Consider the following 15,056-nt stretch of genomic DNA (forward strand, 5'->3'; position numbering starts at 1 on the left):
AAAGGGTATGGGAGAGCAGTTTGCATTCGAAGAAAAGCAATATTTAGGTCGAGATATGACTTGGGTGAGTGTGCGTCTTATTCTCGCACTTTTCTGTTTTATGGCGTACTATCTCAATATCGATCATATTGTATCTAGTCAATTATTTTTTATCACAGGCGTAGGTATTCTTTTTGTTTCGATTCTCATGCTATACATGATTAGCTACCGCACCTTGGTACAAGATCATAAACTAACGTTGAGCGGCTTATGGACTACCAGTTTGGTAAAGATCGACCTACGGTCAATAGCCAAGGTTGAGGTCAAGCCCTACAATAAATTTATCGTCAACAATCCGGTGTACAATCTGCATAAAAATGGAAAAATCCGTTTCTACTCGGGCGGCAAAAATGCAGTGTGGCTCACCGACCTTGATGGACTGATCTATGTTATCGGATCGCAACGACCCAATGAATTGGCGACAGCAATCCTCGCTGCCAAAAGCTAAAATTTTGTTAAGTGATCCTCATCTGACATTTTCGTCGGGCATTCTAAGCGAGTTTTATTAAATTTGGGAAAAGCGATTTACCATGGAATTTTTAAAAGTCGTAGTTATACTAGTTGCCTGTTATTATGCATTCAAGTTGAGTGTGCGGCTCTTGCTGCCTTTCGCCATGAAAAAGATGGCCGAGAAGATCATGAAAAAAGCACAACAAGGCAACTTTAATGGTCAAAGTGGACCTTTTCAATATCAAGGATTTGGCCAACAGCAAAACGGCAGACAAGATAGAGCTGATGGCAAGGTCAAAGTAGCCTATGTACCTCCCAAAGAAGATCCACGCAGCGGCCAAGCCACTGCCGGAGAATTTGTAGATTTTGAAGAAGTCAAATAAATAGCCGTACTTCGCACTTTATGTGGCTAAAGCAGCTCTCTCTTTTACAATTCAAGAATTACGCAGAATCGACGTTGGAGTTTTCTCCAGCCACCAATGCTTTTACAGGATTTAATGGCGCTGGCAAAACCAATTTGCTAGATGCGATCCATTACCTGTCGCTTTGCAAATCCTACTTCAATCCAATCGATTCTCAACACATCAAGAAAGGCGAGGATTGGTTTATGGTGCAAGGCCTATTCGAGAAAACCACTGAAGTGGCCGATAGCATCTCGTGCAGCCTCAAGAAAAACCAAAAAAAACAGTTCAGAAAAAACAAAAAAGACTACCCCAGATTGGCTGATCATATCGGCCAATATCCGCTGGTGATGATCACACCCAATGACGTGGGCATTATCTTAGAAGGTAGTGAAGAGCGGCGTAAATTTATCGACAATGTTATTTCGCAGACCGACAATCGCTACCTCGATACGCTGATCCAATACAACCGCATCATACAACAGCGCAATCAATTGCTCAAAATGGCCGCGGCCAGCAGACAGCTTGATTTAAGTTTGTTAGATGTGCTCGACAGTCAGTTAATTGAAGTTGGCGATCAGATTTTCGCTAAGCGAAAAGCGTTTATGCAAGAGTTTGCCCCTTTTTTCAAGCAACATTACAATTACATTTCGGGCGAAGCCGAAATGGTGGAACTCAGCTATGAGTCGCCGCTGCTGCATAATACATTTGCCCAGCTTTTGGCAACAAATCAAGATAAAGATCGTATTCTTGAGCGTACGAGCCAAGGCATTCACAAAGACGATCTTCTTTTCAGCATCCATGAGGCATGCCACTCAAGAAATTTGGATCGCAAGGACAGCAAAAATCCTTTCTCATTGCACTAAAATTAGCTCAGTATTCTTTTTTGAAAGAGAAAAAAGGATATGCACCATTACTACTGCTGGATGATATCTTTGATAAGCTCGATGATATACGCACCAGAAAAATCATGCAGATGGTGTCGGACGACGCTTTTGGGCAAATTTTCATCACGGATACCGATGCCAAACGAATAAGTCAGATTTTTCAAGAAATCGGCAAGCCTATTCGTATCTTTGAAGTCAAAGAAGGTGCGGCAAATGAGAAAATATAGAGGAGAAGATATCCGGCGAAGTGACGATATCTCTATCAAACAAGCAGTAGAAAAAATGCTGGAAGTCTACCGACTTCGGCAGAAGTTTGATGAAACCTCTATTGTAAATGCTTGGCCTGATATCATCGGCAAAGCGATCGCCAATAGAACCAACAAAATTTATATTCGCGACAAAAAGTTGTTTGTATCTGTTGAATCTGCTGTTATTAAAAACGAATTGGCGATGATGCGACGGCAGATATTAGGCCGCATCAATGAACATGTGGGCTATGTGATGGTGGAGGAATTTGTGATCCTATAATCCGACATTTTACTTTTATCTCCTTGAATCTTAAATTTTACATCTCCGCTCTTATCGGTTTTATCATCTGGGGGCTTTTTAGCCTGGTACTAAAGCCACTACATGGCTATGCTGCACTCGAAATTTTGCTGTTTAGAGTGCTATTTTCCACACTAAGCATTTGGTTGGTCAATGTCTTATTCCGCCGCAAGCAAATCAAAGCCTCCGTACGGCAAATAAAAGATTTTAGCAGCAGCGAGAAACGAAAAATCTTTGCCAACTATGTTGTAAGCGCACTTATGCTCTCCCTAAATTGGTTTGTATTTATTTTCGTGATGAATACCATAAGCGTCAACGCCACGAGTTTAGCTTACCTGATCTGTCCGATCTTGACCACCGCACTGGCAGCCGTATTCTTGGGCGAGCGCCTAAAAGTTGGGCAGTGGATGGCAGTTGGTATCAGCGCATTTAGTTGCATATTATTATCCATGGGGCACTTTATCGATCTGTTTTACAGTTTAATGATTGCTTTAACTTATGCGATCTATCTGATCTTGCAAAAGAGTAATACACAGGTTGACAAGCTTTTCTCTTTAGCGATCCATATTACACTCAGCACAATCATTTTATTACCCTTATTTGGCGTGGTTGGATTGGGAGGCAATAAATCGGCAATATTCTATGAATTGGTTTTGCTGATTGCCGTGGTTTTTACCATTATACCGCTTTTTTTGAATGCGTATGCATTAAAAGGATTGAACTCTTCATTGGTTGGCATTCTATTATACATCAATCCATTATTAAGCTTTACACTAGCTGTCACCTACTTTGGCGAACCGATCACCGGCTTGCAGATGGTTGCCTACGGCATGATTGTATTTGCTGTAGCGTGGTTTAATTTCTTGTACTTCCGCAATTCCAGAAAAGTTATTCCATCGGCAGAGGAAGCACCTATCATACCACAGTAACTTAGCTTTACTATAGATACGCCGACAAGTCGCCTTTACCTTCGCGAATAACTTCGAACTCGCCCTGCGTCAGATCCACAACTGTAGACGCTACGTTATCGCCATAACCGCCGTCGATAACCATATCGACTTTCTCACCATATTTCTCGTAAATCAACTCCGGATCGGTAGAGTATTCAATGATATCATCATCATCGTGAATGGAGGTTGTCACAATCGGATTGCCAAGTTCTTTGACGATTTCGCGCACAATACTGTTATCAGGCACTCGTATTCCGACCGTCTTTTTTTTCGAACTCAATAATTTGGGCACTTGGCCACTCGCATTAAAAATAAATGTAAATGGCCCTGGAAGTGCTTTTTTCAACAATCGAAATACCGATGTATCAAAAGGTTTCGTGTATTGCGAAATATCGGTAAGATCGTAGCAGATGAAGGAAAGGTTTGCTTTCTGCGTTTGCAAACCGCGAATTTGGCATACCCGTTCAATGGCTTTTTGATTAGTGATATCACAACCAATACCATACACCGTATCGGTAGGATAAATAATAACTCCACCACTTTTGAGTATATCTACCGCCTGCTGTATGGCTTTCGGATTTGGATTCTCTTCGTAAATTCTAACTAACATACTATAGCAACAATTGGTCGCGTAATAAGTTTATAATTTTAGGGAATGGGCACACCTGATGTATGCAAAAACGCGATTATTGCACTGCTATCAGACGGTGCAAACCACTGCGTATTGCCATGCTTTTTGAACCAAGTAATCTGTCGTTTGGCATAGCGGCGGGAGTTTTGCTGAATCTTTTCTACAGCCGCATACAAAGTACTATTTCTATCTAGATAATCGAATATCTCCGTGTATCCAACCGTACGCAATGCTGGATGATTTTTATAGGAGAGCAATGATTTTACTTCCTCGACCAACCCTTGTTCCAGCATTCTGTTCACCCGTTCGTTGATACGCTGATAGAGCGTTTCTCTCTCCTCATTCAATCCGATCGTGATCACATCAAAGCTGCGGTCTGCTTGTTTTTGTTGTTGGTACTGCGCAATAGATTTACCGGTAGATTCATATACTTCCAGTGCGCGTACTACACGCTGTGGATTCTGGAAATCCATTTGCGCATAATGCTCTGGATCGATCGCTTTCAAGCGCTGTTGTAAAGATGCTAGGCCATCTTTTTGTAGCGCATCGTTCAGTTCCTGCCGAATGTGCGCAGGCGCCTGCGGAAGATCATCCAATCCTTCGGTGAGCGCGCGTACAAACAAACCTGATCCGCCGACCAAGACCACCACATCGTGTTGCTGAAAAAGAGTATCGAGCAATGCAAGCGCATCTCGTTCGAAATCTCCAGCTGAATAAATGGTATCTACAGAATGTGAATTGATAAAATGGTGTGGCGCAGCCCCTAGCTCCTCCTCATCCGGCTTTGCGGTACCGATCGACATTTCCTTGTAAAATTGTCTGGAGTCTGCTGATACGATCTCTGTACGAAAATAGCGAGCGAGTGCAATAGCCATCGTAGTTTTACCCACTGCGGTAGGGCCAACGACGGACACAAGTGTTTTCTTTTTTCTGCTCACAATATTGAAGGCATTTCGTAGCCCTTAATAATCATCGCTATATCCAGAGGAGCTTTTTTCGCTATTCTCACTGCCTTCCGACTTTTCATCCTCGTCATCAAATGCATCGAAATCGTCTTCTTCATCTACACCGTAAACTTCCGCATCTTCGTGAATAAAATCTTCATCTTCTTCCTCCAAATCGTCATTTACTGGAAAATCTGCTGCCGCGACATTTTTAGGTGCTTGACCAATTGACTTGAATACCGCTGGATACGATTTGCCCTCTTCTTCTTTTAAAATCTTCACCAATTCGACATGAAAATCGTATGGCCTATCGAAGTTGTAGACGTAATAAAACTTTTGATGTGGATCATCAATAAATTTGCTGAGCTTGATATCTGCCATAAGCAGCACCTCATTCTTTGTCTTACGTTCGTTAGGAAGATGGGCTATTTCTGTCCCTTTCTTCCATTGGTCGTTGCTGACGTAGAATGATGAGGAGCGCCCCACTTCATAGCTAGTGGTACTGTGAATAACTTCATGTAATTCGAGGAAAGTACTTTTGGATTGCATATCGATTTCCCGATAGATGTCTTCGTAATCTTCAAAAGTGACTTTAAATCTATAAATTGCCATGGTGTACTACTCTTTATTTTTTTAACTAAATTACTCTTCTTTGTTTTGTAACTGAATGGGCAAGCCTAATGCCTGACCTTGCGCTTTCATATAATTGATCGCCTCCTCGCGCGAATTGGCAATTTCGCCTTCTAAGATTGCTTCGCGAATCGCATTTTTAATCTTGCCCACCATCCTGCCTGGCTCCACACCAAAGGTTTGCATGATATCTTCTCCTGTGACAGGTGGTTGCCAATTACGAATATGATCGCGTTCTTCTACGTCTTTCAGCTTCTGTTTGACAAGCTCAAAATTATCACGATATCGTTTTTTCTTATATTCATTTTTGGTCGTGACATCTGCATAACAGAGCATCATGAGGGCATCAATATCATCTCCTGCTTCAAACAGCAATCTTCGTACCGCAGAATCGGTTACGATATCTTTCACAAGCACAATTGGCCTTAAATGAAGCTGAACGAGCTTTTGCACAAATTTCATTTTCTCATTCTGTGGCAACTTCAGCTCGGCAAACAATTTGGGAACCATCCGCGCACCACGGTCTTCATGCCCATGAAATGTCCAACCGATCTTTGGATCAAAACGTTTGGTCGGTGGTTTAGCAATATCATGCATAATCGCGGCCCAGCGCAGCCAAAGATCATCCGACAATTCGGCTACATTGTCGAGCACTTCTAGAGTATGATAAAAATTATCTTTATGCCCCTTTCCATCAATGTATTCTACGCCATGCAATTGGCACATTACTGGAAATATTTCGTGCAATAATCCGGTATCAAACAAATATTTGAAACCGATAGACGGCTTCGGCGCTAGTACGATTTTATTCAATTCATCGATAATCCGCTCTTTGCTGATAATACGAATACGAGCTACATTACGTACAATCGCCTCCTTTGATTCGGAATCTATGGCAAAACCCAGCTGTGTTGCAAAGCGAATGGCACGCATCATCCGAAGCGGATCATCCGAGAAGGTAATATCAGGATCGAGCGGCGTGCGTATCACTTTAAATTCGATATCAGCTAATCCATTAAATGGATCGACCAACTCACCATAATTCTTTTTATTCAACGAAAATGCCATGGCATTGATCGTAAAATCTCGACGATTTTGATCGTCTTCTAAAGTGCCATTCTCTACAATAGGTTTGCGGGAATCGCCGCGGTACGATTCTTTACGCGCGCCTACAAACTCGACTTGCAAATCTTCGTGCATCAGCATCGCTGTACCAAAAGATTTGAAAATCGTCACCTTCGTTCCTAGGGCAAGACCAACTTTAGTCGCGAAATCTATACCGCTACCCAAGACCACGATATCAACATCATTTTTAAAAGCTCTACCCATGATACGATCGCGCACGTAGCCGCCAATCACGTAGCAGGAGAGCTTTTCCTGATCAGCCAATTCTCCAATGATGTGAAATAAAGGGTGTTGTAAATTATCGTCCATAGTTGCAAGGCGCAAAAATACGATTTTTTCTCCAAGTGCAATCACACTTAGAGAAGATCGAAAATGTCGTATAATCTATTAATCGCGGTCTCTAGAAAGCCTTCTAAATGTCAACGGGTTAGCAGAAAGCTCCTTTTGCTCACGACGGCGTTCTACAATGTGTACTGCGGAAAAAAGAGCTTCTCTAAATGATTCAGCAGAAGCCACATTTTGCCCCGCGATATCGTATCCTGTACCGTGATCGGGCGACGTGCGCACAAATGACAATCCTGCAGTAAAATTAACGCCAGCACGAGATGCGATATGCTTGAACGGAATCAATCCCTGATCGTGGTACATCGCTAATACTGCGTCGAATTTTGTATAGGTATCATTTGCAAAAAAACCGTCCGCAGGATACGGTCCAAAGCAAAGTATGCCTTCCGATTTTGCTTTTTCAATTGCGGGCGCGATGATTTCTCCATCCTCTAGCCCGATCAGCCCATGATCTCCCGCATGCGGGTTGAGCCCTAGCACTGCGATTTTGGGTTTCTGAATCCAAAAATCAGTTTTTAGGCTGGCATGCATCATACGCAACTTATGCAGAATAGCATCCTCACTTAAGGTGTTGGCAACTTCCTTTACAGGAATATGCCCAGTTACAACGCCCACTTTAAGCTCATCACTCACCATAAACATCAAAACATCTTTCGCCTCAGATTTTGCTTGCAGATATTCGGTGTGTCCCGGAAATTCGAAACCCTCTTGTTGTATATTATGCTTGTTGATTGGCGCGGTCACCAAGGCGTCGATTTTTCCGGCTAACAAATCTTCGCAGGCTTTTTCTAGCGAAAGAAAGGCATATTTACCTCCTATTTCATTCTCTTCGCCCAACGTAATTTTTACATCCTCCTGCCAGCAGTTAATTAGATTAGCCTTTTTAGCAATCGCTTCCTCCGCTGAGGAAATGACCTGAAAATTGAAATCATGCGCATTAATAGCTTTGCGATGAAATGATGCCACCTTTGTATTTCCGTATACAATGGGTGTAAAATGCTCCAGTATACGGCTATCTTGTAGTGACTTGATAATCACTTCCAAACCTATTCCATTAATATCTCCTACTGTAATACCGATTTTTAGCTTATCCTTCATCCTGTAATGCTTATAGCGCTGATTGCTCAAAAGTAAACAGTTAAACGGGAAATGGCAACTATTTAAAATCGGTCTGCCCGAGTTTTTTGCGTACTTTTGAAGCATCAAACAAGCACTATGAGTACAGTACGCGCGAAAAAACACCTTGGTCAACATTTCCTAAATGACAAATCTGCCGCCCTGCGAATTGTCGATGCTTTGCAACCAGAGTTGGGATTCCAACAGGTGTTGGAAGTGGGGCCAGGAATGGGTGTTTTATCAGACATTTTGCTCACACGCGAGCAAAACTATCAAACTTGGCTTATCGATATCGACGACGAATCCGTCGGCTATCTGGCTAATCAGTATCCCAACTTGGGCGATCGTTTGATTCATGGTGACTTTTTAGCGTTGGATTTTGATCAACATTTTCCAAGTAGCGTAGCTATTATTGGTAATTTCCCATACAACATTTCGTCTCAGATTTTATTTAAAATACTAGACGAACGACACAAAGTGATACAGATGGTCGGTATGTTTCAAAAGGAAGTAGCCGAGCGCTGTGTAGCCAAGCCTGGAGGCAAAGAATACGGTATTTTGAGTGTTTTCTTGCAAGCCTATTATGATGTAGAATACCTTTTCACGGTCAAAGCAGGTGCATTTACACCACCGCCAAAAGTTCTTTCGGGGGTGATGCGCATGACGCGTAATGATAGAGAAACGTTAGATTGTGACGAAAAACTTTTTTGGCGCGTCGTAAAAGCCGCTTTTAACCAAAGACGCAAAACATTGCGCAATGCCCTTTCCGCGGTGCTCCCCAAAGATCGAATGAGCAATAATCCGCTCTACGAACTACGAGCAGAGCGATTAACCGTGGCCGATTTTGAAAATCTGACCAAAGAGATTGGTGCCGTGCTATGAAAAGCTTAGACTGCGAATTTGCCATCATTGGCGGCGGAGTAGCAGGGTTGAGCATGGGAATCTCACTCCAGGCTTTAGGGAAGGACTTTCTTATTTTTGAGCAAGCAAGTGAGCTGCGCGGTATTGGTGCTGGATTTGGTCTGGCGGCCAATGCTATGCATGCCTTCGAATATTTAGGATTGCGACAAGAAGCAGAGCAGATCGGATTTTACACCAAAACATACAATATCTTGGACCAAAAAGGTCAAGTATTGATTGCGCCAGATACCGCACGTTTGGGCATGCAGTATCAGCAGCATAATTTCACGGTGCATCGGGCAGATTTACATCAATTTCTCCAGTCCAAATTAAAGGCAGATCAGCTTTTGCTTGGCAAGCGCATTCAGCGCTACGAACAGCAACAAGATCGTATTCGATTGATATTCGCTGATAATAGCTCCTATTCTTGTCGCTATCTTCTTGTCGCCGACGGGGTCAAATCACCCATTCGCCAACAACTGTTGCCAATGTCCACACCACGCTTTGCCGGTTACACTTGCTGGCGCGCTACGATCGATAATGCGAACATTGGACTGAAAGATGGTTCTGAAACGTGGGGCGCACAAGGCCGCTTTGGAATGACGCCGCTTGTGCGAGATCGTGTGTACTGGTACGCCTGTCTTAATGCCAAAGCACAAGACGAAACATATAAAAAGTATTCGCCGCAAGATCTTTTGCGTCATTTTGGAAATTATCATTCTCCTATTCCAACTATATTAGCGCAAACTGCGCCCGAGGATCTTTTGTGGAATGATATTGTTGATATTAAACCGTTGTCGCATTTTGCATTTGGATCGATTCTGTTAATGGGCGATGCCGCGCATGCCACGACGCCAAATATGGGACAAGGAGCTTGTCAAGCATTGGAAGATGTTGCCGTGCTGACAGATGAACTCAAAAAGAATCAAACAGTACCGCAAGCATTCGTTCATTTTGAACGACGCAGATTGGCACGCACACGCTACATTACCACAACCTCATGGCGTATCGGCAAGATCGCACAATGGTCCAATCCGATTTTGGTGCCAATACGCAATGTACTTATGCGAGCCATGCCAGCAAGCTGGAGCGAAGCCTCACTTAACAAATTATTAAAACAAGATTTTTTGACCATTAATCCTTCTTAATGACAACACGTATTCTTATCGTAGACGATATTCATCCTGTTTTTTTGGAGAAACTGCAACGTAACCATGTGGAATTGATCTATGAACCAAATATCAACAAACAGGATGCAGAGCTGTTGGTAAAAGATATGGATGGGTTAATTATTCGTTCCAAGTTTTTTGTGGATGAAGATTTTCTAGTCCGCGCGCCCAAACTTCGCTTTATTGGACGGGCAGGTGCTGGTATGGACAATATTGATGATGTGGCTGCACAAAAGCGTGGTATTCAGCTATTCCCAGCCAACGAAGGCAACCGCGACGCCGTAGGCGAACACATGATCGGCATGCTCCTCAGCTTAATGAATAAGCTGCGACGTGCGCATCAGCAGATTACCCATCAACAATGGTTGCGCGAAGAAAATCGCGGGCTTGAGCTCAAAGGATCTACGGTGGCACTGATTGGCTATGGCCATAATGGGCAAGCGATGGCCAAAAAATTGTCAGGTTTTGAAGTGGAGGTGATCGCTTACGACAAATATAAAACCGGTTTCTCCGATCAATATGTGCGCGAAGTATCTATGGAAGAAATTGTAAAACACGCTGACGTACTGAGCTTTCATATTCCGCTAACGCGGGAAACAAAAGGTATGGTCAACGATGAATACCTACATCACTTCCGCAAACCGATCTTCTTTTTGATGGGAGCACGAGGTGGCATAGTCGATGTATCTGCGGTGCTGAAAGGATTGGATGCAGGAAAAATCCGTGGCGCAGCATTCGATGTATTGCCCATTGAAAAATTTCCGGCTTTAGCCGAGCAATCGTGGTTTGAGGAGCTGGTTAGTCGTGACAATGTTTTGCTAAGTCCGCATGTGGCTGGCTGGACAGTAGAAAGTTACTATAAACTTTCTGAGGTATTAGCCGACAAAATTTCACAACACTTAGCTTGTTGAGCTCACTTTGCCAAGCAAAGCAGTCGCTAAGCTTCTCATAACCGATAATCGACCCTAACCATAAAAAAGCCACCTGCTTCGATAGCAGGTGGCTTTTTTATGCTGATGGCTTCGTGATAGAATAGCTGGCTGATAAGGCGAGTACAATCTTCAAAAGATAAGCCCTAGCACCACACACCACCTCTGAAAAAGATGAAATTGATACCCTTCAGCAATTGCATTATTTTTTATGTGCTTGCGCTCCCTCTAAGATCTTGTCAACGATTGAGGGATCCAGTAAAGTAGAGGTATCCCCAAAGTTATCGGTATCACCTTCAGCGATTTTACGCAAAATTCTACGCATGATTTTGCCCGATCTTGTTTTAGGCAGATCTTCCACGAATTGAATCACATCAGGTTTAGCTATCGCGCCAATTAACCGAGTAACAGTCTGTAAGATATTCTGTTTAGTATCTTCTTCTTTCCCATGATGATTGGCAATCACATAGGCATAAATTCCCTGTCCTTTTACCGAGTGGGGATAACCCACGATAGCCGACTCGACAACATCCGAGTGCATGTTGATGGCATTTTCGACCTCAGCCGTTCCAATTCTGTGGCCCGAAACATTTAGCACGTCATCTACACGTCCCGTTATGCGATAATAACCGTCTTTGTTGCGATAGCAACCATCACCGGTAAAGTACATATCTTCATACGTAGAGAAATACGTTTTCTGACACCGCTCATGATCGCCCCAAGTCGTACGGAGCATTCCCGGCCATGGAAATTTGATACATAAATTGCCAGTCACATCATTCTCTACAATTTCTTTTCCGTTCTCATCCATCAGGCAAGGTTGCACACCAGGAAGCGGCAGCATAGCATAGCCGGGAATGGTGGGTGATACACCGGCTAAGGGCGCAATTAATATACCTCCATTCTCCGTTTGCCACCACGTATCAGTGATAGGCGCATTTCCGCCACCAATCTTTTCGCTAAACCAATTCCAAGCTTCCTCATTGATGGGCTCACCTACTGATCCCAACTTACGAATACTGCTCAAATCTTTGTTTTCCAAATATTCATCGCCAAATGCCATTAAGGATCGGATTGCAGTAGGTGCTGTATAGAGAATATTGACTTTGTGCTTGGCCACAATATCCCAAAAACGACCCGCATCTGGAAACGTTGGAATGCCTTCAAACATTACTGAAGTAGCTCCCTGAGAGAGTGGGCCGTATACAATATATGAGTGCCCCGTTATCCAACCGATATCTGCCGTACAGAAATATATTTCATCCGGCTGGTATTGAAACACATTGGAGAATGTATACCCTGTATACACCATATATCCGGCCGTACTGTGTACTACGCCTTTAGGCGTGCCCGTAGATCCAGATGTGTACAAAATAAATAACGGATCTTCAGAATCCATTTCTTCTGCCGGGAAAGCCAGATTACCTTGTGTCTCTACTTTGGAGATTTCATCTTCCCACCACACATCGCGCCCTTTAATCATGGACACCGGTGTACGAGATCGCGTTAACACGATTACGCGCTCTACCGATTGGCATTGTACTAACGCATCGTCAACAATATTTTTGAGTTCGAGCACTTTATTGCCTCTAAAGCCACCGTCAGACGTGATGACTAATTTACATTGCGCGTCGTTGATCCGGTCGGCGATCGATCTGGCTGAGAAACCACCGAATACGACCGAATGAATAGCACCGATACGTGCACAAGCTAATGTGGCGATAGCCAGCTCAGGTACCATCGGTAGGTAAATGCATACACGATCTCCTTTCTTAACATTGTTATTTTTGAGCACGTGCGCGAATTGCTCTACTTTGGCCAACAGTTGCTTGTAGGTGAGTACGCGATGGGCTTCTTGTGGGTCATTGGGTTCCCAAATGATAGCCGGTTTATCTCCATTACTATAAATATGTCTATCCAGGCAGTTTTCAGTAATATTTAGCTTTGCTCCATCGAACCATCGGATATCGGGTTCTTTGAAATTCCAGTTAAGTACATTGGTCCACTTTCTCTTCCAGAAAAAGTGTTCAGCAATTTCTCCCCAGAATGCTTCCGGATCGGAGACGCTTTTATCATAAGCCGCTTGATAGGCTTCAAAGGTATTAATTTGAAAACTCATCTCTTTCAAGTATTGTGTTAGGTTTATAGATTACGTTGCTATTTATTATTTTCAGCCAATCCGTTATTTGATTAACTTAAACACTCGTAACTTTAACTAATTTAGCTTTTATATTAAAAAAACCCAATTTTTATAAGAATGTTTAAACAAGTTTTTTGTTGAAGATCATGATGAAAGCCCTTGCCCGTCTGTTTCGAATTTTGGTCTTTTCTAATGGAATTATTGCGCTGGCTAGTGTAGCCCAAAGCGCGTTAACGTATATAATTCTTGATCTGCCGGTTAATCCTTTCGTATTACTCATCGAATGTTGCTCCACCATCGCGCTATATAACATGAGCTTGTTTTACGCCAAACCTGCAGAGCCCGGAAAATCTCGATTTGCACGAACGCGCTGGTTTTTTGGACATCAGCAGGAGATGGTGACGGTCACACTGATCGCCGTGTTTAGTTTACTATATTGCCTCTGGCACATTCATCTCTACACCGTTTTCTACCTAGGTTTTATCGGTGTGCTGAGTTTGTTGTACAATATTCCCTTTCTTAGGCTTGGCAAGCATTCGGGTGGTTTACGACAGATTCCAGGCCTCAAACTGTTTCATATCGCTACAGTATGGTCGTTGAGTACGGTTGGGTTGCCCGTGATTGAGGCGTGGGCAGAGGGTACAGCTATTGATTGGACCGCTGCAAACTTTCTGGGCATTATTAAAATAGTATTCCTTTTGGTCTGCACGCTCCCTTTTGACGTTCGAGATATCAAGCAAGACTCGTACTATAATTTGAAAACGGTGCCGACTATGATTGGCGAACAAAATGCAATACGATTAAACTATGTGCTTATTGTTTTTCACACCTTATTGATTGCGTTTGCACCTTATGTGTTATCTATACAGATCGGATTATGGATTACGAATCTGTTTATCTTTTTCCTATTGCGTCGATTTATTTTTGTTGCTCAGCAAAAGCATTATCATGCAGTATACTTGTTAGATCTATCCTTGGTCATTCAATTTTTAGCCGTATGGGCAGTATCATTTTATTGATTCTTTAATTGCAATAGCGCAATATAATAGATTCGTTCTACCAAATCCCCGACCTTACTACGGACCTGTTCGGTTCGCGAATATAGGTCTGCTATTTTCCAAGAGCTATCTTTTACTATATCCTGTAGGTTTTCAGGTTCGTAAAGTGTAAAACCATACTGTGTGAATGGCAAAGTCTGCATAAATGCCTTACTGGCGAAGGTAATCGCCAACACGGCATCTATTTTGGCAACACGCGCCAGTTCTTGCAGCATGGCTAACGGATCTGCCCAGAAATAGAGGGTATTCACGGTGAAGATTTTATCGAAAAAATGATCCGCATAAGGAAGTGACGAACCATCGTAACAGTCAAAACATATGGCGTGTTGTGTCATCAGTGTTGCATTGAGCTGTTGCGCTTCAGACTGCATCGTCGACGATATATCAACACCCACATACTGCAAATCATTAGCTGCACCGATCAGCTTAACCAGATGTCCGCCATTGCCGTACCCCAATTCGAGCACATGCTCGGCATCGGCCAAACGCAATGCTTCCAAAGTTTGCAAGGTCATATTGCTATTGGTGTCATTCATGTTTTCGCCAATCTGCACACCATGTTGCCCTTCGGGACAGCGCAGTTGTGCAGCTATCGCCTGTAATTCATTTTCTGTTGCCATACACTCAATATTACTTCATTTTCATGGCGACTGTTTTCTCAGCTTATTTTTTTGCTGCAACATTAACCTACCGCGCTACATTAGCCACGCCCGCCATCGCATTCCAAATGATTATTCTTCTCTTAAGATACAACTATTCAGAATACCAAGTGATCGATAATTGTAATTCGTCTGTC

At 43.0% G+C, this 15,056-nt stretch carries 15 protein-coding genes and 1 pseudogene; 9 read left to right on the plus strand and 7 right to left on the minus strand.

Annotation, left to right across the window (positions count from 1 at the left end):
* Nucleotides 1–7 precede the first annotated feature (7 nt).
* The 5 genes and pseudogenes from A0125_RS13185 to A0125_RS13205 all read left to right on the plus strand — a co-directional run bounded on the left by A0125_RS13185 (nucleotide 8) and on the right by A0125_RS13205 (nucleotide 3,252).
* Nucleotides 8–487: a hypothetical protein gene (locus A0125_RS13185; RefSeq protein WP_066757072.1), complete on the plus strand. Its 480-nt coding sequence runs from the start codon at nucleotides 8–10 to the stop codon at nucleotides 485–487.
* 82 nt (nucleotides 488–569) lie between these two features.
* Complete coding sequence (locus tag A0125_RS13190) at nucleotides 570–872, plus strand: DUF4834 family protein (protein WP_066757075.1); 303 nt, start codon at nucleotides 570–572, stop codon at nucleotides 870–872.
* A gap of 20 nt (nucleotides 873–892) precedes the next feature.
* Nucleotides 893–2,004 (plus strand): annotated as a pseudogene (gene recF, locus A0125_RS13195) (DNA replication/repair protein RecF).
* Nucleotides 1,991–2,305, plus strand: a complete 315-nt coding sequence (locus tag A0125_RS13200) for a DUF721 domain-containing protein (protein WP_066757079.1) — start codon at nucleotides 1,991–1,993, stop codon at nucleotides 2,303–2,305. The pseudogene recF and the gene A0125_RS13200 overlap by 14 nt, the downstream one beginning before the upstream one ends.
* Before the next feature lie 23 nt (nucleotides 2,306–2,328).
* On the plus strand, nucleotides 2,329–3,252 hold the full coding sequence (locus A0125_RS13205; RefSeq protein ID WP_066757082.1) for an EamA family transporter: 924 nt from the start codon (nucleotides 2,329–2,331) through the stop codon (nucleotides 3,250–3,252).
* Between the two features lie 10 nt (nucleotides 3,253–3,262).
* Here A0125_RS13205 and A0125_RS13210 read toward each other — a convergent pair whose 3' ends face one another.
* The 5 genes from A0125_RS13210 to pdxA all read right to left on the minus strand — a co-directional run bounded on the left by A0125_RS13210 (nucleotide 3,263) and on the right by pdxA (nucleotide 8,046).
* Complete coding sequence (locus A0125_RS13210; RefSeq protein WP_066757085.1) at nucleotides 3,263–3,883, minus strand: L-threonylcarbamoyladenylate synthase; 621 nt, start codon at nucleotides 3,881–3,883, stop codon at nucleotides 3,263–3,265.
* A 38-nt stretch (nucleotides 3,884–3,921) separates the two neighbouring features.
* On the minus strand, nucleotides 3,922–4,842 hold the full coding sequence (miaA, locus tag A0125_RS13215) for a tRNA (adenosine(37)-N6)-dimethylallyltransferase MiaA (protein ID WP_066757088.1): 921 nt from the start codon (nucleotides 4,840–4,842) through the stop codon (nucleotides 3,922–3,924).
* 24 nt (nucleotides 4,843–4,866) lie between these two features.
* Entirely contained in the window at nucleotides 4,867–5,460 is a 594-nt protein-coding gene (locus tag A0125_RS13220; protein WP_066757092.1) for an IS1096 element passenger TnpR family protein, read from the minus strand.
* Nucleotides 5,461–5,490: 30 nt separating this feature from the next.
* Nucleotides 5,491–6,912 (minus strand): CCA tRNA nucleotidyltransferase, encoded by a 1,422-nt coding sequence (locus tag A0125_RS13225; RefSeq protein WP_066757279.1) that lies wholly within the window; start codon nucleotides 6,910–6,912, stop codon nucleotides 5,491–5,493.
* Nucleotides 6,913–6,990: 78 nt separating this feature from the next.
* Nucleotides 6,991–8,046: a 4-hydroxythreonine-4-phosphate dehydrogenase PdxA gene (pdxA, locus tag A0125_RS13230; protein WP_066757095.1), complete on the minus strand. Its 1,056-nt coding sequence runs from the start codon at nucleotides 8,044–8,046 to the stop codon at nucleotides 6,991–6,993.
* Between the two features lie 117 nt (nucleotides 8,047–8,163).
* Here pdxA and rsmA point away from each other — a divergent pair, with 117 nt between their 5' ends.
* The 3 genes from rsmA to A0125_RS13245 are packed head-to-tail and all read left to right on the plus strand — an operon-like array spanning nucleotide 8,164 to nucleotide 11,044.
* Nucleotides 8,164–8,946, plus strand: a complete 783-nt coding sequence (gene rsmA, locus A0125_RS13235) for a 16S rRNA (adenine(1518)-N(6)/adenine(1519)-N(6))-dimethyltransferase RsmA (RefSeq protein WP_066757098.1) — start codon at nucleotides 8,164–8,166, stop codon at nucleotides 8,944–8,946.
* Complete coding sequence (locus A0125_RS13240) at nucleotides 8,943–10,112, plus strand: FAD-dependent monooxygenase (RefSeq protein ID WP_066757100.1); 1,170 nt, start codon at nucleotides 8,943–8,945, stop codon at nucleotides 10,110–10,112. The genes rsmA and A0125_RS13240 overlap by 4 nt, the downstream gene beginning before the upstream one ends.
* A complete protein-coding gene (locus A0125_RS13245; RefSeq protein ID WP_066757110.1) occupies nucleotides 10,112–11,044 on the plus strand; it encodes an NAD(P)-dependent oxidoreductase in 933 nt (310 codons plus the stop codon). The genes A0125_RS13240 and A0125_RS13245 overlap by 1 nt, the downstream gene beginning before the upstream one ends.
* Before the next feature lie 220 nt (nucleotides 11,045–11,264).
* Here the strand turns inward: A0125_RS13245 and acs are convergent, their stop codons facing one another.
* On the minus strand, nucleotides 11,265–13,181 hold the full coding sequence (gene acs, locus A0125_RS13250; protein WP_066757281.1) for an acetate--CoA ligase: 1,917 nt from the start codon (nucleotides 13,179–13,181) through the stop codon (nucleotides 11,265–11,267).
* A 167-nt stretch (nucleotides 13,182–13,348) separates the two neighbouring features.
* Between acs and A0125_RS13255 the strand changes: the two genes are divergently transcribed.
* On the plus strand, nucleotides 13,349–14,221 hold the full coding sequence (locus A0125_RS13255) for a UbiA prenyltransferase family protein (protein ID WP_156472547.1): 873 nt from the start codon (nucleotides 13,349–13,351) through the stop codon (nucleotides 14,219–14,221).
* On the opposite strand, the gene A0125_RS13260 is transcribed toward A0125_RS13255, so the two are convergent.
* Nucleotides 14,215–14,880 (minus strand): class I SAM-dependent methyltransferase, encoded by a 666-nt coding sequence (locus A0125_RS13260; RefSeq protein WP_066757116.1) that lies wholly within the window; start codon nucleotides 14,878–14,880, stop codon nucleotides 14,215–14,217. The two genes, A0125_RS13255 and A0125_RS13260, sit on opposite strands and share 7 nt — an antisense overlap.
* Nucleotides 14,881–15,056 lie beyond the last annotated feature (176 nt).

This window comes from Sphingobacterium populi (assembly GCF_001586775.1).
Lineage (GTDB): Bacteria > Bacteroidota > Bacteroidia > Sphingobacteriales > Sphingobacteriaceae > Sphingobacterium > Sphingobacterium populi.

Coding starts and splice junctions, on each gene's coding strand:
- A0125_RS13255 (WP_156472547.1), top strand. CDS start 13,349: ATGATGAAAGCCCTTGCCCGTCTGTTTCGAATTTTGGTCTTTTCTAAT.
- A0125_RS13200 (WP_066757079.1), top strand. CDS start 1,991: ATGAGAAAATATAGAGGAGAAGATATCCGGCGAAGTGACGATATCTCT.
- A0125_RS13190 (WP_066757075.1), top strand. CDS start 570: ATGGAATTTTTAAAAGTCGTAGTTATACTAGTTGCCTGTTATTATGCA.
- A0125_RS13260 (WP_066757116.1), bottom strand. CDS start 14,880: ATGGCAACAGAAAATGAATTACAGGCGATAGCTGCACAACTGCGCTGT.
- pdxA (WP_066757095.1), bottom strand. CDS start 8,046: ATGAAGGATAAGCTAAAAATCGGTATTACAGTAGGAGATATTAATGGA.
- acs (WP_066757281.1), bottom strand. CDS start 13,181: ATGAGTTTTCAAATTAATACCTTTGAAGCCTATCAAGCGGCTTATGAT.
- rsmA (WP_066757098.1), top strand. CDS start 8,164: ATGAGTACAGTACGCGCGAAAAAACACCTTGGTCAACATTTCCTAAAT.
- A0125_RS13245 (WP_066757110.1), top strand. CDS start 10,112: ATGACAACACGTATTCTTATCGTAGACGATATTCATCCTGTTTTTTTG.
- A0125_RS13225 (WP_066757279.1), bottom strand. CDS start 6,912: ATGGACGATAATTTACAACACCCTTTATTTCACATCATTGGAGAATTG.
- A0125_RS13185 (WP_066757072.1), top strand. CDS start 8: ATGGGAGAGCAGTTTGCATTCGAAGAAAAGCAATATTTAGGTCGAGAT.
- A0125_RS13220 (WP_066757092.1), bottom strand. CDS start 5,460: ATGGCAATTTATAGATTTAAAGTCACTTTTGAAGATTACGAAGACATC.
- A0125_RS13210 (WP_066757085.1), bottom strand. CDS start 3,883: ATGTTAGTTAGAATTTACGAAGAGAATCCAAATCCGAAAGCCATACAG.
- A0125_RS13240 (WP_066757100.1), top strand. CDS start 8,943: ATGAAAAGCTTAGACTGCGAATTTGCCATCATTGGCGGCGGAGTAGCA.